This window comes from Halalkalibacter sp. HAAS-P014 (assembly GCF_056619965.1).
In genome coordinates this window covers 160,432-180,677 of sequence record NZ_JBWQTV010000021.1, presented here as the reverse complement: position 1 = coordinate 180,677, position 20,246 = coordinate 160,432, and the positions used below count along the sequence as shown (strand labels likewise).

Genomic DNA, 20,246 nt, shown 5'->3' with positions numbered 1-20,246 from the left:
GTATTAAATAAACGTTTGTTTAACGGAGAATCTTGCGTAACAACTTAAGCGTCTTTTTGTCTTGTTTATAGCGCAAAGGCATATCGAAACTCGTCGATTGTTTTAAGACACTTTTTTTATTTGTGAAAGCTGCAAAACTTTCATAACCATGATAGGATCCCATTCCACTTTCACCCTTCCCACCAAATGGCAAATGTGGTGTAGCTAAATGCATAATCGTATCATTTACACACCCACCACCGTAGGATAGTTCTCGGATAAACTTTTCCTGGACGATACTATCTTCAGCAAAAACATATAGAGCTAACGGGTCCGGGCGCTCCCGAACAAAAGCAATTGCCTCATCATACTCCTCAAACGAAAAAATGGGCAAAATCGGTCCAAAGATTTCTTCCTGCATCACAGGGGCCTGCCAACTAACATTCTTTAAAACCGTCGGAGAAATTGTTAATTGCTCTTGATCGGAATCCCCACCCATGATAACGTCTCCGTCTTCAAAAAATGAGAGTAATCGCTTAAAATGTCGTTCACTTACAATTCTTGGGTAAAGTCCTTCTTTAAATTTATTATAAAATAGATTCTCAATTTGTTTTGTTAAATGAGAAAGAAACTCTTCTTCTACATCTTTATGGATCAAAGCGTAATCGGGTGCTACACAAGTTTGCCCGGCATTTATATACTTCCCCCAAGCTATTCTCTTCGCTGCCAATTCTAGCTTGGCACTTTTATCAATAATAACTGGACTCTTGCCCCCAAGTTCCAACGTCACAGGTATTAATCTTTTAGACGCAGCTTCCATCACGATCTTCCCAACAGCCACACTTCCGGTAAAGAAGATGTAATCAAAACGTTCTGCCAACAACGATTGACTCACGCTCGCATCACCTTCTACTACCGTTATATAGTCTTCTTGGAAATGCTCTTTGATGACAGTTGAAATTAACATTGACGTATGGGGTGTTAATTCCGAAGGCTTTATCACTGCACAGTTTCCCCCACCGATCGCCCCAACTAAAGGGGCGAACGCTAACTGTAATGGATAATTCCAAGGTGCTATAATTAATGTTACTCCATGGGGTTCAGGATAGATATAGCCCCTAGATCCGATATGCGAAAGAGCTGTTTTTACCTTTTGAGGCTTTCCCCATTTTGGTAAATGTTTCACCATGTGAGAGATCTCTTGATATAATGGCCCTAATTCTGTAAGAAAAGCCTCTTCTTCTGATTTATTTAAATCTTTCTTTAAAGCAACCAAGAACTCTTTTTCACGTTCTTTTACCACTTTTTTTAATAATTTCAACTGCTGAAGTCTAAACGCTAGGCTTCTTGTATGTCCTTGATAAAAATACTCTCGTTGTTTTTGTACGACACTCTCTTCCACGGACAACTCTCCTAATTCGTAAGTATATAAACGTAGATACCCCTCACTGCATTATTTACGTCCGTAATCAGCTTTGATTTCTCCCCACTTTTCCGTATGCCATTTTGCAATTTTGTTATTATACGTATTATCTTGTAACCATTTCTCGGCCCTATCCATCAAAGACCAAATATAGGCGGTTTTTTCGTTCCGGTCCAACGTTGATTTTGCCTTTTTTTGCTTTACCCATTTTATTGCTGTCATCGAATCAGAGTAAATTGTTTTGTTGCTGCCTTGTTCTTTTAGATAAGCGAGCGCATGAACAATTGCTAAAAACTCTCCCATATTATTTGTTCCTATGTGAATCTCATCGTGAGCAAACAACACTTCGCCCGTTTTTGTATCAACACCTTTATACTCAACAATTCCAGGGTTTCCACGGCAGCCGACATCAACAGAAACACTGTTCCAATCTACCTCTTCAGAACTTGCAGCTTCTGAAGCTTTCTTCTTAGGACTAGCCGGACTCCCTTTCCCTTTATATGCTGCTTCAGCTTCTTCTTTAGTCGGAAATGATTTAAACCGAGCTCCAGTAAAACCCTTGACCTGCATCTCACACTCTGCCCACGTCGTGTATATTCCTGGTTTCCGGCCTTTCCAAACAACATAAAACTTCTTTTTCGCCACAACGACACCTACTCTTTGCATAAGATTTTGATCTAAAGAAATAGTAACAGTGAAACCATCATTAGACAATATAAAGGAGGGTTCAGCATGAACAAACGCAACAGGCAAAAAGGCAAGGCACTCACTAACAACCAAACACCGAAAGAAAATTTACTAAATGAAGATGTAGCAAGTGAAATGATTGATAATGGCAGCAATCGTGCGAACGATAAAAATAAAAAATAACTTTGGAATTTAGTGAATAATTACCAATAAAAGTTCCAATAATGATGCTAAAAAGAGGTGTAATCCAGCATGGATGTGACGATCAATCGCAAACGTTCAGTAAAGGAGCCTGGTGACCTTATTAGCACGAAAAAGAATAAACTATATGCCATAATTGAAGACAGTGGAGAAAAGTTCCCTTATCATCTCCTCTGTCTTAAGACATTCTCAATTATCCAAAGTTATGATTCACTTCCAACCAATCAAGAAATTGAAGAAGACGTCGGAGAGAAACTAGATGGCATTTACCAACACAAAGACTCACACATTACTTTGAATTAAAGAGGCAGTTGAAAAAGGATGGTTTTCACCTTTTTTCAACTGCCTCTTTGCTGTGTGCCATGTGCGTAGCTTGGCAAACCCTGATAGGAGATGGAAGATGCTAGTATGATGACCTTTCCTCTTCATTTCGCTCTCATTCGGTCTTCATCGGCTTTATGATGACCTCTCCCTCTGCGCTTTCGCTCTCATTCGGTCTTCATCCACTTTATGATGACCTTTTCCTCTTCATTTCTGCTCTGGTTCGGTCTTCATCCACTTTATGATGACCTTTCCTCTTCATTTCTGCTCTCATTCAGTCTTCATCGGCTTTATGATGACCTTTCCTCTTCAACAGCCTACAACATCATTTTAAATTCTGCTCACTTAATGTAACAAAGGTATAACCTCTGTCTCTTAAATCTCGAACTGCTAATTTCACACCCTCTGCTGTCCCACTGTCAGGTTGGTTCATATGCAAAAGAGCAATCGAGCCGTTAGAAGCTTCAAGTAATGCCCGATGAACCTCGCTAGCAGAAAACGTAGCTCCTGCATCGCCTAAAATGTCAAAGTTTACAACTTGCAATCCCAACTGATTAACAATTTCAACAGCGACTTCATCATAAAAGGCTGTACCTGAACGAAATAGTGTTGGAGCTTGTCCTGTTAAACGTTCAATTGTCTCTTGGTTCCCGACCACTTCCTCTTTCACATCAGCTGCGCTTGCCGTCCCTTCTATCCCCCAGGCTGATTGGCCCGTAACAGATAAAGGCACATGCTCTGTACCATGATTTTCAATTTGAAAAAGTGGATCACTGGCAAGCTCTAAAAAGAGTGTTTCATGCTCTTTAATCCAACGCTCATTTATAAATAACGTTGCCGGAACTTGTTCATCACGCAAAAACTGAATAAGCTCTTCATCGTATTCATTTCCATAAGGACCACCACATGCATCAAACGTTAATGCAATCACTTGCTCACCTGTATCAATACGCGTCTTCACTCCAGCAACATTTTCTCCCCATTGCTGTGGCTTGCGATCTTCAAACTGGGCTAAATCCAGCTCTTTCTCGTCCGACTCTTCTTCCTCAACTTCAACTTCTTCACGCACTTCATCCTCTTGCTTTAATTCTTCCTCAATGACTACTTTTTCTTCATTTTCCTCTTTTGTACCTTCAAATTGACATGCTCCAAAAATAACCACAACAGCGATTAGGATAAGTTGAAACCACTTCATTTGTTCCTTCCTTTCAAAACAATTATCCCCCTAAGAGCATTAACTTAGGGGGATACTATTACTCATTTTTTGATGATTCTTTTTCATGTTTCTCTGATTCTTCATACCAATCGTCAAGAACTTTTGCATCTAGCACTCTTCCTTCAATGAAAGTAGCTTGCTTATCTAAGAACAGACCTTTCCATTCTACTTCCATATCCTCAGCAATTTTCACCACCGTGAGTAATTCCTGCCATGCTACGTAGCGTTTATACCAAAAAAACTGTGGTTGCTCTGTCATGTACGGATACAGATCATCAAATTCCGTGTGCTTGCAATCAACAGTACGCTCAAATTGTCGTTTCGCCTCTAGTACTCGTTTTTCAAAATACGCATGAATTTCTTTCTCTTCCATCTGTAATCCCTCCCAATAAACTTTTTATCTAAAGTTATCAATACAACTTACAGAACTTAGTGATGGTCATTATACACTATGCAAGATTCTCTAGATAAAGAATAGATTAATATTAAATATCACTTTAATAATACCATGAGAAGAGCCTATACTAAATGGAAAATAGTTAGAAAATTAATGTAATATCAAAAATGTGAATTCTTTTCAAAAATGGAATGATTTCGGAATTGACCTTTATGACTGTAGAATTTGAATCTCTTCTTGAAGTAACAATGGTAAAAAGTTTAGATCGCTCGCATCATCCGGATAGGAAAGGCCAAGATCTTTGTCTTCCACAAACTCTAAAATTTCAAGGATTACTTCGTTCATTCCTTGAACATAAAAGCGATACAAAAATTCATAGCTGATTGGCTCTTTCGGAAAATGCTCCAACTCACAAACAGAAGGATCCATATAATTGATATAAGTTCGGCACGGAATGGGGCGAACTTCATACGCCATACATTTATTCGTCTGTTGATCAAGGAAAATACATGGAAGATTCAATTCTTTATATTTTTGCTTAAAACGTTCATCAGATTGAAAATCAATAGTTTCGATCTCTTCAAGTCTCGAAGAAAATTTTTCTATATATGTTGCTACTTGATTCATAATCGCTTGCTTTCTTTCTCCAGGAAGCTGATTAATATAATGCAACATCAATTTCGCTTCTAGCCTTGTAACAATAATAGGGAAGTAGCAACAGTGGGCACACCCAGCCTGACAGGCAGGTGATAAAGTCATTTCAGCTTCTATTTTCTCAATCTCTTTATTTACTTGGGACAGCAATGATACAAATGCTTCGTTTAAAACGGATTGAACATGCTTCCCTTCACTCTCATCTAAAACTTTATCTACTATATCAAAAAAGGGTTCTTCGTAATGATAATCACGTTGATTAATTTGCTCAACTTTTACTTTCATCTCGTCATACGTTCTAACTTGTTTCACTTCCCACAACTCCTTAGCAGCATTCTCACTTATACTAGTAGAAATCGAGGAAAAAAGCGACCGTTTTTAAACAAGGTCACTCAAAAAAAGATTCTCTAAATAAGTTACTTTTGAGTTTTTCTGGTAAAATTAGAATGAATTATGGTGACAGAGTACAGAGTAATGGATGACAGTTCTGTCTAAGGAGGAAAGAATGAAGAAACATACTCCACTTGGTAAGGCAATCTATTGGTTAGGTTTTTTATTATTTATATTAGGAATCGGTTTTAATGAGAAGCTAGGCATCATTACAGATTCCCCTGGGGTTTTCTCTTCTTTTTCAATACCAGCAATCATCATAGGTATAATGCTTCTTTTCATCTCCAATTTCTTCAAAAATGATAATACTTAATTGTTTCCACCACTAACTCTTATTCTACGAGTGCCCTTGTCTTTAAGCCAATTGTCTCTTCTTAGATCTTCTTCAAAAAGTATGGCTTTTACTTGAACACCTACCGTTTTAAAAATGGGAACTATTTCATTCCTTTTATACGTGTTTTTTCATTGACGTTCTTTTTTTTTATCGATATGATTATTGCGTATATGATACATATTTCGACAAAATTATCGGTTTTCGTTGATAGGGGGAAAAACGTGTTATCGGTTAAAAAAGTGCTTAATAATAACGTCTTAGTTGCAGCACATCCAAATTATGATGAAGTAATTTTAATCGGAAAAGGACTTGGCTTTGGCAAAAAGGCTGGAGACCTTGTTGCTGATGAACAAGCCGAAAAGTTTTTTGTATTAAAAGAAGAAAAAGAACAAGAACAATATAAACAACTTCTCGGTTATATCGATGAAGAATTCATTGCCCTAATGAACGATATGATAGAAATTGTTGAAGATAGGTTTTCTGTTACGCTCCACGAGCATATTCATGTTGGTTTAACAGACCATCTTTACTATGCAGTTAAGCGTGTGAAACAGGGCTTAGATGTGAAAAATCCATTTCTATCTGAAACTGAGCTATCTTATCCAAAAGAATATTCTGTAGCAAGTGACCTTATTGATTTTTTAAACGAAAAATTAAATATACAGATCCCTCCTGGCGAAATCGGTTTTGTCGCATTACATATTCATAGCGCTTTAACACGCCGGTCTTTAAAGGAAGTAAATCTTCATACACAATTAATAAGTCAACTTGTTGAAATAGTCGAAAGCACCTTAAATATCTCAATTGATCGCAAGGATATGAACTACTTACGACTTGTCCGTCACCTCCACCATGCCATCGAGCGCATTAATAAGGGAGAATATTACGATAATCAGGATTCGTTAAAACAAGTGTTGCAAACAGAATATCCAGTGTGCTACAATCTTGCATGGAAACTGATGAAAATTATGCAACAAACATTAAAAAAGACAATACCCGACGCTGAAGCCGTATATTTAACATTACATCTTCAACGTCTATCCAAACAATAAAATTCTTTTTACGTGTTACTGTTCAGCAGGCATGAGTGAAAAAGGAAACGATTGCAAAGGGGTTAAACCCTGCGATCTCCTTGTCACTCATGCCTTTTTTTGATATTTTCTTCATTTTCCATCCATACTACTTTTAAGTCATTTTAAGGAGGTTGTAATCAATGTTTAAAAAGGCATTTGGTAATTTACAGAGAGTTGGTAAATCTCTAATGTTACCTGTCGCCATTTTGCCAGCTGCTGGTTTGTTACTTGCTTTTGGTAACGCGATGGGTAATGACAACATGATTTCGCTCATGCCATTTTTAGCGAACGATTTCTTCGTAAGTTTAGGAACAATGATGGAAGCAGCTGGTGGCATTATTTTTGATAACTTAGCTCTGATTTTTGCTCTTGGTGTTGCCATTGGATTAAGCAACGGTTCTGGTGTCGCTGCACTTGCTGCTTTAGTCGGGTACCTGATCATGAACATGACAATGAGCGTTATCGGGGGATTAACCATTGAAGGAGTTCTTGAACAAGGTAATCCAGCCCATGCACTAGTACTTGGTATCCCAACCCTTCAAACTGGGGTATTTGGTGGGATAATTATCGGTGCTCTTGCCGCTTGGGCTTATAACAAGTACTACGATATTGAACTACCTCAATTTTTAGGGTTTTTTGCTGGAAAACGCTTTGTCCCAATTGTCACAGCCTTTTCTGCATTCTTTGTCGGGATCGCAATGTACTTCGTTTGGCCGTTTATTCAAACAGGCATGAACTCATTTTCTTTGTTCTTAATGGAAGAAGCCATGGGAATAGCCGTTTTTGCATTCGGTTTCATAAAACGTTTATTAATCCCGTTTGGACTACATCATATTTTCCATGCTCCATTCTGGTTTGAATTTGGATCTTATCAAACCCTCGCAGGAAATATGGTATATGGAGATTTAAACATCTTCTTTGCACAGTTGCGTGATGGAGTGGAAATCACAGCGGGTCACTTTATGGCTGGGGAATTTCCGATCATGATGTTTGGACTTCCTGCCGCTGCACTTGCCATGTATCACCAAGCACGTCCTGAAAACAAAAAACTCGTTGGAGGTTTATTAGGTTCTGCTGCATTAACATCCTTTTTAACTGGAATTACAGAGCCAATTGAATTCTCATTTTTGTTTTTATCACCATTACTTTTCTTCATCCATGCTGTCCTAGATGGTCTTTCCTTCGTTATTTTGTATTACCTTAATGTCAATTTGGGGTATACATTCTCTGGTGGAGCCATTGACTTTTTCTTATTCGGTGTTATACCAGGACGAGAACCATGGTGGATCGTTATTATTGTAGGGGTAATTTTTGCCGTGATCTATTATGTCTTGTTCACTTTCATGATTAAGAAATTTAACCTAATGACACCTGGTCGAGAGAAAACAGAGGAAGCATCAGGCGAAAGTGGAGCTAAATCTCGTGGTGGAAAAACCGAACTACCATATAATATTTTACAAGCGCTTGGTGGCAAAGAGAACTTAACGCATTTAGATGCATGTATCACACGACTACGAGTATCGGTTAAAGAAAATGATAAAGTAGATAAAAATAGATTAAAGGAACTCGGCGCTTCAGGTGTTATGCAAGTTGAACAGAACTTCCAGGCAATCTTTGGACCACGTTCTGAAACGATTAAGAGCCAAATTGAAGATATCATTAGTGGGCGTACCCCAGCTCCAGTTGAAGAGCCAACGCAAGAAAACGCAGCAGTTGCAGGGGACATTTCGTTTGTGTCACCTTTAGCAGGGAAAGTGATGCCGATAACAGAAGTACCAGACCAAGTTTTCTCTGAGAAAATGATGGGGGATGGATTTGCCATCGAGCCAACAGAAGGCATTGTAAAAGCGCCTGTATCTGGCAAGATCGTTAACCTCTTCCCTACCAAGCACGCAATTGGAATTTTATCTGATGAAGGAAAAGAAATTCTCATTCATGTTGGCCTAGATACAGTAAATTTAAAAGGAGAAGGCTTTGAGACACTTGTGAAGCAAGATGATACCATTAAGCAAGGACAAGAATTATTGCGCTTTGATTTGGATTTCATTAAGGAAAATGCCCCTTCGATCATTACACCCATTGTTTTCACAAACTTAGCAGAAGGTGAATTCATTCAAATCAATAAACAGCAAGAAGTTTCATTGTCGGAAGAAGATATCATTTCCATTAAACAAAAATAAATCGTTTAGCGTAATCTCTTCAAAATCACCTGCATACAATGAAATAAATAAACAAAACGAGGAAGCCACCTGTGCTTGCTCGTTTTTGTTTGATCTCATTGAAAGGAATGGTGTACATGTATATTGGAACAAAGGGCTGGTACGTAAAAAAACTAAAAGAAAAAGGAATTCGCTATATAGAGGGCAGGAAGATCGAGCGCTATAAAACTCATATTTTAGCTAATCTTTTAAACGAGAAAAACTAAAATATATTTCTAAGGCTACTAACCGATAGTAGCCTTTTCTTTTTGTACTGCCAACTGCCTCTACTGATACTTTTTTCCTATACAAATCCCTCATTGTCTAAAAATGTAGAAATTCTTCGTATTTTCTTTCCTGAGTTTTCACATTCTCACATATAAGATGAGAGGTTCGACTCTTTGTTTAACCGGCTTTACCTGATAAAATCAAATCTTAGTTAAATCAGATTCTGAAAAGTTGGTGAAAAACGTGTTTGCAAATGCAGAAATAGGAATTGATCTAGGAACAGCTAATATCCTTGTATATAGCAAAGGCAAGGGAATTATCTTAAATGAACCTTCCGTTGTTGCCATTAACCTTGATACAGACGAAGTTTTAGCAGTCGGAACCGAAGCAAAAAACATGGTTGGGAAAACTCCCACAAATATTGTAGCAATACGTCCACTGAGAGACGGCGTAATTGCCGATTACAATATGACTGCAAGCATGCTAAAAACGATTATGAAAAAAACGAGCAAGGAGTTAGGACTGTCTCTACGCAAACCCAATGTTGTCGTATGCGCTCCTTCAGGTTCAACTTCTGTCGAGCGTCGTGCGATTCATGATGCCGTTCGTAGTTGTGGCGCCAAAAACGTCCATATTATTGAAGAACCTTTAGCAGCCGCTATCGGTGCTGATTTACCTGTGGATGAGCCGATTGCTAACGTCGTGGTCGACATTGGTGGAGGTACAACAGAAGTCGCAATTATTTCATTTGGCGGTGTCGTCACTTGTCACTCCATTAGAATTGGTGGAGACAAGCTGGATGAAGCCATTATCCAACATGTACGTAAAACATATAATGTTTTAATTGGAGAGCGCACAGCTGAACAAATTAAGATGGAGATCGGCTACACTCCTATTGCACATGAGCAAATGACAATGGAAGTAAGAGGACGTGACCTCTTGCATGGTTTACCAAAAACAATCAAACTTGTTTCAACCGAAATTCAACAAGCACTTAATGAATCGATGGTTCAATTGCTTGAATCAATCAAATCCACCCTTGAAGATTGCCCTCCAGAACTAAGTGGCGATATCGTTGACCAAGGTGTCATGTTAACAGGTGGAGGAGCTCACTTAAACGGCATGCAAGAATGGCTTGCCAACGAAATATCAGTACCGGTCCACATCGCCCATAACCCACTAGAAGCCGTAGCAATGGGAACAGGCCGCGCACTAAAATTCATCAACAAACTCCAAAAAGTATCAGTATAAAAGGAAAAGGTTGCTTTTTACCTTTTCCTTTTATACTGAGCAATGTGCGCAGCCGGGGCTTGCTTTTCAGCCAAGGACGAGCGATCTTCTCGTCCTTGGCGTGCACCGTGCGTAGCCATTGCAGGTTGCTTTTTACCTTTTCCTTTTATACTGAGCAATGTGCGCAGCCGGGGCTTGCTTTTCAGCCAAGGACGAGCGATCTTCTCGTACTTGGCGTGCACCGTGCGTAGCCATTGCAGGTCGCTTTTTACCTTTTCCTTTTATACTGAGCAATGTGCGCAGCCGGGGCTTGCTTTTTAGCCAAGTACGAGCGATCTTCTCGTACTTGGCGTGCACCGTGCGTAGCCATTGCAGGTTGCTTTTTACCTTTTCCTTTTATACTGAGCAATGTGTGCAGCCGGGGCTTGCTTTTTAGCCCAGTACGAGCGATCTTCTCGTACTGGGCGTACACCGGCGTAGCCATTGCCCTCCTTAAATGATCCTCACACTATAAAATACGTTTTGCTACAGTGAACCGTGGTCCCCAATATGACTCATTTAAAGAAGAAATAGTTATTCCTTCCGATAAGGACGCGTGTATGAATTGAGTTTGCCCAATATAGATTCCAGCGTGTGTAACAATACCGTCCATATTTCGGCTGAAGAAGACTATGTCACCTGCTTTTAATACGGATCGATTTATTTCTTCTCCATGCTGATGTTGATCAGCTAATGTTCTAGGTAAGCTAATATTTACACTTTCTCTAACAACATATTGAACAAATCCCGAACTATCAAAAGCATCAGGGCCTGTTCCCCCCATTTCAAATGGTTTTCCAAGGTGTTGAAAAGCTTCACTGACAATTGGACTATCCGTTTGCAAAGTGGTATTAATTCGCTTCGCCCCAACAAAGCGTGGGTTCCAATATGTGCTATTTTCAAAATAGGATATAGAAACACCTTGAGATATAGTCGAATGAATCATCTGATCATACCCAATAAACAAGGAAACATGGGTAATCGTCTCACTATTATTGCTAAAGAACAAGAGATCGCCCGGCTCCAGGTTCTCCCGGTTGACTGACTTCCCCATTGACCATTGCGCTGAAGCCGTTCTTGGTAAATATAACCCTTCCCCGTAAGTGTTAATGATAAACTGAATGAAGCCAGAGCTATCAAAACCTTGATCGGGGTGATTACCACCTGAACTAAATGGAACTCCTATATAATACTTTGCGTCTTCTACAATTCTATTATGGGTTGGTTCCCCTACCTCTAAATCTATACCTTGGTATCTACGTGCCCCAATATACCTCGGCCCCCAATATGTTTCTTCCAATGAAGTAACTGAAACACCGTGCGTGAAAGAAGCATGGATAAATTGATTATATCCAAGGTGGATCCCAGTATGAGTGGCTACTCCGTCTAAGTCTCTACTAAAAAATAAAATATCTCCTGGAATTAACTCATGTTCAGTAACGTCTTTCCCAAGTTGCCACTGCTGGCCAATACTTCTAGGTAGGTAAACCCCTTCATTTTCACGGTAAACGTACTGTAAAAAACCTGAAGCATCAAATCCATCAGGCGTATCGCCACCAGATTGATGAGGTACTCCTAAATATTTTAAAGCCTCTTCCACAACAGTTGATGAATTAGGTTCAGGAAACCTTCTTACTCCAGCCATTTTTGACGACCAGTAAGCACTCTCAATATAATCAATCGTGACACCTCGATCATCTGCTGCATGAATAAATTGACCATTTCCCATATAAATACCGGCATGTGAAATCCCTTCTCTATACGTATTTTCAAAATAAATCACATCGCCAGCTTCAATGTCGTCTAAGTCAATCCTCTCCCCGAACTCCCATTGTTGGTAAGTACTCCTTGGTAAATAAATATTAAGTGTTTCCCTAAAAATATACCGAATAAATCCAGAGCAATCAAAACCATCAGGTGTAGTCCCACCAAAAACATAAGGTACTCCCAAATGTATAAGAGCTTCGTTCACAAGAGGATGATCAGCAGGCTGAACCTCTGTAACTCTTCTCGCACCAGTATAACGTTCTCCCCAATACCCACTTGAAATCGATACTATTGATACTCCCAGCGATACAGAAGCTGTGATCATTTGATTGTTCCCAATATAAATTCCATTATGAGTAACATTTCCATCACTCTCACGACTAAAGAAAACAATATCACCTACCTGCAGCTCATTTCTTTCAACTACTTCCCCAATATCCCATTGTTGAAGAACCGTTCTTGGCATTTGAAACCCGACTGAATGCTGAAAAACATATTGGATAAACCCAGAACTGTCAAAACCTGTACTTGGAGAATTACCACCAAAAACATATGGCACACCCAAATGGGTCAAAGCTTCAGTAGTAATCACTTCAGTCGAGGCGCTTAACACTGTCTGAACTTGCTCATTATTGAATGTCATTCATCTCCCTCCTTACCTCAAACTATTTCGCTTTAAAGTTTCTTGTGCAGAATTTGATAAGTTACAAAAGACTCAAATCTTAACCTAGTAAAATTTGAGTCTTTTTAGTACCCCTATTAAGCTATGAATAACTCTTACTGTATTTGACCAACAAATCTGGTGTAATCGCAAGCTTTTACGCAATGTAAATCTATTATTCATTAATTTCCAAATGCTCTTTTAGTTCACTAGAAAGTAACTTCAGATTTCCATCATCAGGCAAATAAAAATAAACTCCATTTTTTTTTGTGTCTTCTCCTTCCATTCGATGCTGTTGAATATGATTTACAGCCTTTCTATATCCCAATTGAATACTCAACATCTCATCTAGAGTCAAGTTCGTTTTTACATTATCTTCAATAACTGTAAGTATCTCATTCAAATTGGTTACAGACGATAGATTTGATCCTTTCTCAATTACCGCTTCAATTACTTGACGCTGGCGAAGCTGTCTCCCAAAATCCCCTTCAGGATCTAGATGTCTCATACGAGAGTAACCCAATGCTTTTTCACCATCTAAATGAATCCTTCCCTTTGGATAGTCGACTTCGTAAAAAGTAAATTCTAAGTTATTTTCTACTTCCACTCCTCCTACTGCATCAACAATGTCTTTAAAACTATCCATATTAACCTGAACGAAATAATCAACTGGAACATCTAGGAAGTGTTCTACAGTCCGTATAGTCATATCAATCCCACCAATTGCATGAGCATGACTAATTTTATCGTATGTTCTGGTTCCTCGTATCTCCGTATAGGAATCACGGGGCAGACTTACCATATTCACCGATTCTGTATGAGGATTAATTGTTAATAAGATTAGCGTATCAGCTCGCCCAAGATCTTGACGGTTTTCACGGTCATCAATTCCCATTAACAACACCGAAATCGGATTTCCTTCTTCTAAATTAACTTTTTGTAGCCGTTTATCAGATATTTCACGGTCAAATTCTTCTTCTTGAATATTGCCTACTGTTGATGTGACCATTTGCCAAAAGTAATAGCCGTAGCCTCCTGCTCCTAATATTAATACACCAATTACCGTTAATATAACGAGTAGAAATTTCTTGCCCACTTATTGAAACCTCACTTTTTTATGAAACTCTTCATATTGCACTCCCCAGACTTCCTTTATTCGGGGTATAAAAACGCGATAAAGAATACATCTATTATGCTGCCGATTTAGATTTAGATTCCGTTTGATAATCTCGTCCTGTTCTAGCAACTTTATTCCAATTGTGGTTGAAGAAATATGCAATGCTTCCATACAATACAAGAAATAAAATAATAAAACGATAGATCAAGACATCTAAAACAATTGTGAAGAGTAATCGCTGTCCATCTTTTTTTTCAAATTTAAATCCATAATATCTGCTCATTCCAATTGCCACTAGATCATAAACAACACTAAATAAGAAAAGGTATATTAAATACAAAAGGATATACTCTGTATACGAAGCAGGAGGGTAATAAATACCATTTACCACAAAGATTCCTACCATAACAAAAGCTGAAAGTGTTCCTGCTAGAAATGACTCAAAAATATAGAAAAATGAGACTGCTCGATTAAACAAGCTTTTTGCAAAAAAGGAGCGAAAGTAAATCAGACAGTCAATATATGCTTTCTGCCAGCGAACACGTTGTTTAAAAAAGTCATTCCAGTTCTCAGGTAATTCTGTATAGCAAATAGCTTCTGGTATTAGGATAATTTTCTTACCCTTTCGTTTTGAAATGTATCTATGCATTTTTAATGTGATATCAATGTCCTCTCCAACTGTAGATCGATACCCTCCTACATCTAAAAGCGCTTGTTTTCTAAAAATACCGAAAGCTCCGGAAATGATCGCTAAGGCTTGAAAGCGAGCTAGGGAAATCTTCGTAATATAAAATGCTTTTAGAAAATCTAACATTTGTAGACGCACTAACATATTGGTGTTCAGTAATGACATCCGGCTTAAAGGTTTAGATGTTTTTGTTTGTAAAACATGCACCATTCCTCCTGCTGCAACAACATTCTGATCTGCAAACTTTTTGTTAACACTAGATAAAGCCGTATCGGTTAAGACCGTATCTGCGTCTAACGTAACAATCACATCCTGGCTAGAATATTCAATACCCGCATTAAGGGCATCAGCCTTTCCACCATTTGTTTTATCTACGACGAAAATATGAGGATAAAGCTCCGACTGAAAACAATTTCTTACCTTTGTATGTGACAATTTATGATACGGAGAACGAGAACACGGTGTTAGTTTTAAAAGATCTTTTAAAAGAGAAAGCGTCTGGTCTGTTGAACCGTCATTAATATAAACGACTTCAAAATTGGAATAAGATAAAGAGATCATACTTTGAACCGAGGTTTTAATAATTCCTTGTTCATTGTAACAAGGGACTAAAATACTAATCCCCTTTTTTGTTCCGAAATCTTGTTTAACCCCTTCCCCCTTTGCCTTAAACCAAGGTAAACTATGAAATAAATGAAGGACAGGGAATGTTATACATAATAGAAAGAAAAGTGAAATAGCTATTTCTAATAAAAAAGGAGTATCTCTTCTATCTTTTGCATCCCACATACCACCTCTCCGTATATCAGCAATCCCATTAATGCTATGATCATCCAGCTTTAATTCTAGTGCTTGAATTCCACCAAAGTAGATAGGATGATTCCTTACTTCAACGTTATAGCCTCGTTTTATCAAATCGACCATTACTTCCTCAGAAAAGTGATCTTCCACATATAGTACGTCATCTTGCCCATAAAAACGTGCGGCCTCAACAGCATCATCAAGTGTTTGATCAAAATAAAGATGTCTGGTTAACACTTCAGCCATCACATGTGGAATTCGTGTTCCTCCGGGACTTCCTATGCCAATGACTCTTTCATGGTCAATATATATACTTGGAGCTGAGAAACTTCTTGAACGCTTACCAGGTTCATAACTATTCGGTGAAGTAGGATTGGAACTGAATAGTTCCACTGAATTATTAAGAAAGAAACCGGCGACATACGTTCCTGAACCAAAAAAGTCACTCAACGTATTGGTCGCCGATACCATCATTCCATCCTGATCTACAATGACAAAATGAGTTGTATCTGTATGTTCTTCATTAACAAACTCTCCATCATCCACTACGTTTGTAGAGAAGCTCGAAGAAGAGACTTGGCTAGCCAACTTTTCAAGATACTCATCACTGACAAGTTTATCGATATCAATATCATTAAATGCAGGATCCCCAACCGTTTTTATTCGTTCATTGTTAGTAAGCTTTAAAATTTCCGTCATTAAATGAGTGAATTCACTCTCATCATCGATGGTGTCCTCTATATTTACAATTTCTGCTAGTTTTAATGACTGGATAAACGGTAAGCCCGCTAGAGAAGGGCTAGCTGAATAGATAGTTCCTTCATTCAATTCCCCTTTGATAGGTTTGTGCTTTCTAACGTTATAGTTTTCTAAATCTGTATCATTTAAGTACGAAACAGCTTCAGTAACCTGCTTACCAATTTCTCCATTGTAAAAAACACTCGAACCATTTTCCTTAATTTTGATAAGTGTCTCAGCTAATTCAAGTTGTTTCAGTGTTTCACCAGGCTCTAAAGGTTTAGATTCCGGGTAAAAGTGGGGAAAATCCTCTAAATGCAACCGATGAGCTGCAGCATTAAGACGTTCTGATAATAAATAATCAATTTCAAAGCCATCTTCAGCAAGTTCAATAGCTGGAGAAATCAACTTTGCAAATGGTTCTGAACCGAAATCATTATGTAACACTTCCAATCCTTTAACGAATCCCGGAACACCAGTTATCTTATTTCCCCATTCGTCATCCCCAGGGGCCGAAACCCAATAATCATAAACAAGTGGCTCCATTTCTTCCGGTGGCAAGAGTAACAGCTGTCCTCCACCACCAATCCCTGAACCAAATGGTTCGACAACACTCAATGTATATGAAACAGCCACAGCAGCGTCTACCGCATTCCCACCATTTTCAAGCACTTCCATGCCAACTTCAACGGCAAGAGGATGGGAAGAGCTCACTCCATAATTGTCTATTAAGAATTTATGATTATCTTCCCCTGTTACGACAGAAGGATTGATAAGTGAAAATGTGACATTCAGTACTAAACATAACCCCAACCATTTTTTCAACAAAGATTGTTCACCACCTCATAGATACGCTTAACTCTTTTCTTGATCACTAATCAGCAGGACTTAAGTTGACCAGCATAACATAGGTTAAAAAGGAACTTCCCTCAAGTAGTTTTTTAATTTCCAATTAATTTTCATGATAGAAATAAAAAATATAAGTCTACCACCTTCAAATACTTGAAGATGGTAAACTCCTTTCTGGTTCCGGCTAAGGTCATAGTCATCTACTCACTAGTTTAAAAATCACCTATTATCACAGTTTCTTCCATATTCCTTTTATGAAAGTTAAGTATTATCTCATTTGCTTTATTCTCTAATTCACTTTTCTCCTTAAATGTTGAAAGGTGCTCCTCGATCAAAGCTTCCTCGACAATATTAAGGGTTTGTACATGTTTAAACGAATTCATACATACTAAGATTGTAGCTAAAAATACAAATGGTCCTATAAAACTAATCATCTTTTTCACTATAGACACCTCATATTCAGCATTAATTTTTTATTTCCCATGTGCCATTCCTTCGACGGTCAAATCCACCGTTTAGCTTATTATTGTTATGATCAACTATTAAACCTTGAATACCTCCGAAGAAAGCCGGGGATTCTCTTACAACCACTCTATATCCTCTATTAATCAATTCTTTTTTTACTTTATCTGAAAACTCATCTTCAATATACAGAGCATCGTCTTCAGCAAAAAAGCGTGGTGTATCAATAGCTGTTTGAAAATCTAAATCATATAGCAAAAACAGAATTAACACTTGAGAAATAACGGTAGGAATTCTAGTCCCTCCAGGAGAGCCAATTCCTAATACCGGTTTATCATCCTTAACAAGAATAGTTGGAGCCATGAAACTTCTTGGGCGTTTTCCTGCTTCAAAAAAATTTGGTGATGAAGAAACTTGACTGAAATTCATTAATTGATTATTCAAGAAAATACCTGCTGTATATTTACCAGACCCAAAAAAGTTACTTAACGAATGAGTAGCAGATACCATTGTCCCTTCTTCATCATAAATAACAAAATGAGTAGTATCACTATGGTCAAGTTTGTCTGCAGGAGTAGCGTCATTAGTAGAAGCCTTTGAAAGTTGATCAAACAAAATATTAGAACTTAATTCTTTTGCATAATTAATACTACTTAATTCACTAATAGGTACAATATTAAAATTTAAATCCCCTATATATTGAATTCTAGATTCATAGCTTTTTTTTGATATTTCTGCTAGCAGATGAATAAAGTTATCCGGTTCACTTTCTGCCTTTTCAATTCCCATCAATTCTGCCATTTGTAAATTTTGAATAACGGTTAGACCGGCAAATGGTGGTGGTGCAGAATAAACGTTATATCCGTTGAATACCCCTTTAACCGGTTCATTCTTTAAGACCGTGTAGCCGGCAAGATCTTCCACCTCTAGCCCTTGAACATCACCTGCGATTTTTTCGCCGATTTCACCATAATAAAAAGCATCAGATCCATCTTCTTGTATAAGCTTTAATGTATTTGCCAAATCCTGTTGCTTCAGTGTTTCGCCAGGCTTAATGGCTGTACCTCCAGGGAAAAAGTGTTCTAATTGATTGATCGGAAGCCTCCCTCTTGCAGCTAAAAGCCGTTCTGTCAAAATAGAATCCACTTGAAATCCACCCTCGGCTAGATCGATTGCCGGCTGCAGTAATTTATTCATTGGCATAGAGCCACGTTCATCGTGAATTTGTTCAAGACCTTTTACAAATCCAGGTACACCTACGTATCCCTCTGGAACCTTCCCACTGATCGGAGCGATTTCCCGATAGTCATATGCAACTGGACTTTCATCATTACCAGGTACAACAACCATTCCTCCTCCACCACCTAACCCTGATCCAAAAGGTTCTACAACGGCTAAGACATAAGAAACGGCAATGGCTGCATCAATAGCATTCCCACCATTTTCAAGCACTTGCATTCCTACGTTAACAGCAAGTGGGTCTGCAGCACTGACTCCAAATCTATCATTGACAGTCTCTTGTTCAACAAACGTTACCGGTTTATTTTCTGTGTCAATTAGAAAAATCGAACAAATGATTATGACTAGAACGAAGATCGGAATCGCAATCTTTCTATTTATCATCAATCGCAATCCCTTCAAGAACACGGGAATGGTCTACTTCAAAAATTAGCCTTCCTTCCTCCTTGTACCAGTTAGCAGAATCAATGGTTTCTTTCGTAAGTTGTCTGAAAATCCTTGCCTCATGATATGGTGCAGACATTCCAGTAAGTGGTTTAGGTGAACCTTCTCTAATTCTCATTGGATTAAGAATTAATTTCCCAGTACCATCATCTTCTAACTGATATTGCGCCAACACACTATCTCTCGTTCTGCTCCACCCTTGATCAAAAATGAAATTACCGAGGCTATACATAATCAGTGTGTCATTATAAACATCAACCGACATCAAGACATGGGGATGATGACCGATGATAATATCTGCTCCAGCATCTGATATTGCTTTTGCCATATCAATTTGCCTAGGGTGAGCGTTACTGTCATATTCTTGCCCCCAGTGCATATGAACAATAACCAAATCGGCATTTTCATTTGCCTCATAAACAAGGGGCATAAATAAGTCAGGATCCGCTACCAGTATTCCTCCACGATCATCTAGCGCACGAAAGCCTTTAACATAAGAATCACTAAAGCCTAACGTTGCTATAGTCACTCCTTCGACTTCCTCGTATAAAATTGATTGTGCATCTTCTAAATTTCGTCCAGCACCGACAAAATCCAAATTTGATTTTTCAAACGTACGAATTGTATCTTCTAACCCTTGAGGTCCATAATCTAACGTGTGATTATTAGCTAATGTAACATTTGAAAAATTCATTCTTTCTAGTGCTTGAACAGATTCATCTCCTGTCTTAAGATGAATAAATTTATCTATTTCATCATAATCTTCACCTAGTACAACTGGATGTTCAAAATTCCCTGTAACATAATCTGACTCTTGGAAATACGGTTCTACATGTCTAAAAAGATAATCATGCCCATACCGTTTGGTCACTTCTTCAATATGGCGACCAAACATCATATCCCCCACCATTGCTGCCGTAAAAATAGCTGAATCATTTGAATATGTATCTGCAAGCTTCTTACTATCAAGTAAAGGCGTTAACAGTAATAAACTTAAGGTTAAAACCATTGCTATTAGCGTATGTTTGTTTACTTTTTTTTTATTGCTCTTAATTGATTTGAGTACCTTTTCTGGTAGCGTCAATTTACTAGACATTATTAATACCTCCA

At 38.2% G+C, this 20,246-nt stretch carries 18 protein-coding genes; 7 read left to right on the top strand and 11 right to left on the bottom strand.

All coding sequences use genetic code 11. The features are described from left to right. Window positions 1–19: 19 nt before the first annotated feature. Together AC1FXZ_RS17385 and rnhA are read right to left on the bottom strand one after the other, a co-directional pair. The gene (locus AC1FXZ_RS17385; RefSeq protein ID WP_480055959.1) at window positions 20–1,381 is read right to left on the bottom strand and encodes an aldehyde dehydrogenase; all 1,362 of its coding nucleotides are present in this window, start codon (window positions 1,379–1,381) and stop codon (window positions 20–22) included. 51 nt (window positions 1,382–1,432) lie between these two features. Further along, window positions 1,433–2,047, bottom strand: coding sequence for a ribonuclease H (gene rnhA / locus AC1FXZ_RS17380; protein ID WP_480055957.1), 615 nt, complete (start codon window positions 2,045–2,047; stop codon window positions 1,433–1,435). A gap of 87 nt (window positions 2,048–2,134) precedes the next feature. Here rnhA and AC1FXZ_RS17375 point away from each other — a divergent pair, with 87 nt between their 5' ends. Together AC1FXZ_RS17375 and AC1FXZ_RS17370 are read left to right on the top strand one after the other, a co-directional pair. Beyond that, window positions 2,135–2,272 carry a hypothetical protein gene (locus AC1FXZ_RS17375; RefSeq protein ID WP_480055955.1) on the top strand — a complete coding sequence of 46 codons (138 nt, stop codon included), beginning with the start codon at window positions 2,135–2,137 and terminating at the stop codon, window positions 2,270–2,272. A 69-nt stretch (window positions 2,273–2,341) separates the two neighbouring features. Then, the gene (locus AC1FXZ_RS17370) at window positions 2,342–2,593 is read left to right on the top strand and encodes a hypothetical protein (RefSeq protein ID WP_480055953.1); all 252 of its coding nucleotides are present in this window, start codon (window positions 2,342–2,344) and stop codon (window positions 2,591–2,593) included. 343 nt (window positions 2,594–2,936) lie between these two features. Here AC1FXZ_RS17370 and AC1FXZ_RS17365 read toward each other — a convergent pair whose 3' ends face one another. The 3 genes from AC1FXZ_RS17365 to AC1FXZ_RS17355 all read right to left on the bottom strand — a co-directional run bounded on the left by AC1FXZ_RS17365 (window position 2,937) and on the right by AC1FXZ_RS17355 (window position 5,190). Beyond that, on the bottom strand, window positions 2,937–3,806 hold the full coding sequence (locus AC1FXZ_RS17365) for a polysaccharide deacetylase family protein (RefSeq protein ID WP_480055951.1): 870 nt from the start codon (window positions 3,804–3,806) through the stop codon (window positions 2,937–2,939). A gap of 58 nt (window positions 3,807–3,864) precedes the next feature. Further along, window positions 3,865–4,200, bottom strand: coding sequence for a hypothetical protein (locus tag AC1FXZ_RS17360; RefSeq protein ID WP_480055949.1), 336 nt, complete (start codon window positions 4,198–4,200; stop codon window positions 3,865–3,867). A 234-nt stretch (window positions 4,201–4,434) separates the two neighbouring features. Then, window positions 4,435–5,190 carry a YkgJ family cysteine cluster protein gene (locus AC1FXZ_RS17355; RefSeq protein WP_480055947.1) on the bottom strand — a complete coding sequence of 252 codons (756 nt, stop codon included), beginning with the start codon at window positions 5,188–5,190 and terminating at the stop codon, window positions 4,435–4,437. 193 nt (window positions 5,191–5,383) lie between these two features. On the opposite strand from AC1FXZ_RS17355, the gene AC1FXZ_RS17350 reads away from it, so the two are divergent. The 5 genes from AC1FXZ_RS17350 (at window position 5,384) to mreBH (ending at window position 10,352) form a co-directional block, all read left to right on the top strand. Beyond that, window positions 5,384–5,581 carry a hypothetical protein gene (locus tag AC1FXZ_RS17350; protein WP_480055945.1) on the top strand — a complete coding sequence of 66 codons (198 nt, stop codon included), beginning with the start codon at window positions 5,384–5,386 and terminating at the stop codon, window positions 5,579–5,581. A gap of 242 nt (window positions 5,582–5,823) precedes the next feature. Continuing rightward, the gene (glcT, locus tag AC1FXZ_RS17345; RefSeq protein ID WP_480055943.1) at window positions 5,824–6,654 is read left to right on the top strand and encodes a glucose PTS transporter transcription antiterminator GlcT; all 831 of its coding nucleotides are present in this window, start codon (window positions 5,824–5,826) and stop codon (window positions 6,652–6,654) included. Window positions 6,655–6,815: 161 nt separating this feature from the next. Next, window positions 6,816–8,855 carry a glucose-specific PTS transporter subunit IIBC gene (gene ptsG / locus AC1FXZ_RS17340; protein WP_480055941.1) on the top strand — a complete coding sequence of 680 codons (2,040 nt, stop codon included), beginning with the start codon at window positions 6,816–6,818 and terminating at the stop codon, window positions 8,853–8,855. A gap of 107 nt (window positions 8,856–8,962) precedes the next feature. Next, window positions 8,963–9,100 (top strand): YflJ family protein, encoded by a 138-nt coding sequence (locus tag AC1FXZ_RS17335; RefSeq protein ID WP_480056074.1) that lies wholly within the window; start codon window positions 8,963–8,965, stop codon window positions 9,098–9,100. A 244-nt stretch (window positions 9,101–9,344) separates the two neighbouring features. Continuing rightward, a complete protein-coding gene (gene mreBH, locus AC1FXZ_RS17330; RefSeq protein WP_480055939.1) occupies window positions 9,345–10,352 on the top strand; it encodes a rod-share determining protein MreBH in 1,008 nt (335 codons plus the stop codon). 487 nt (window positions 10,353–10,839) lie between these two features. Here the strand turns inward: mreBH and AC1FXZ_RS17325 are convergent, their stop codons facing one another. From AC1FXZ_RS17325 to AC1FXZ_RS17300, 6 genes are all read right to left on the bottom strand, one after another. Next, window positions 10,840–12,780 carry a C40 family peptidase gene (locus AC1FXZ_RS17325; protein ID WP_480055937.1) on the bottom strand — a complete coding sequence of 647 codons (1,941 nt, stop codon included), beginning with the start codon at window positions 12,778–12,780 and terminating at the stop codon, window positions 10,840–10,842. Window positions 12,781–12,973: 193 nt separating this feature from the next. Beyond that, window positions 12,974–13,894, bottom strand: a complete 921-nt coding sequence (locus tag AC1FXZ_RS17320; protein ID WP_480055935.1) for an LCP family glycopolymer transferase — start codon at window positions 13,892–13,894, stop codon at window positions 12,974–12,976. A 94-nt stretch (window positions 13,895–13,988) separates the two neighbouring features. After that, on the bottom strand, window positions 13,989–16,967 hold the full coding sequence (locus tag AC1FXZ_RS17315) for a gamma-glutamyltransferase (protein ID WP_480055933.1): 2,979 nt from the start codon (window positions 16,965–16,967) through the stop codon (window positions 13,989–13,991). A gap of 236 nt (window positions 16,968–17,203) precedes the next feature. Then, window positions 17,204–17,425 carry a hypothetical protein gene (locus AC1FXZ_RS17310; protein WP_480056072.1) on the bottom strand — a complete coding sequence of 74 codons (222 nt, stop codon included), beginning with the start codon at window positions 17,423–17,425 and terminating at the stop codon, window positions 17,204–17,206. 31 nt (window positions 17,426–17,456) lie between these two features. Next, a complete protein-coding gene (ggt, locus tag AC1FXZ_RS17305) occupies window positions 17,457–19,076 on the bottom strand; it encodes a gamma-glutamyltransferase (protein ID WP_480055931.1) in 1,620 nt (539 codons plus the stop codon). Further along, a complete protein-coding gene (locus tag AC1FXZ_RS17300; RefSeq protein ID WP_480055929.1) occupies window positions 19,066–20,232 on the bottom strand; it encodes a CapA family protein in 1,167 nt (388 codons plus the stop codon). Before AC1FXZ_RS17300 ends, ggt begins: the two co-directional genes overlap by 11 nt. Window positions 20,233–20,246: the final 14 nt, after the last annotated feature.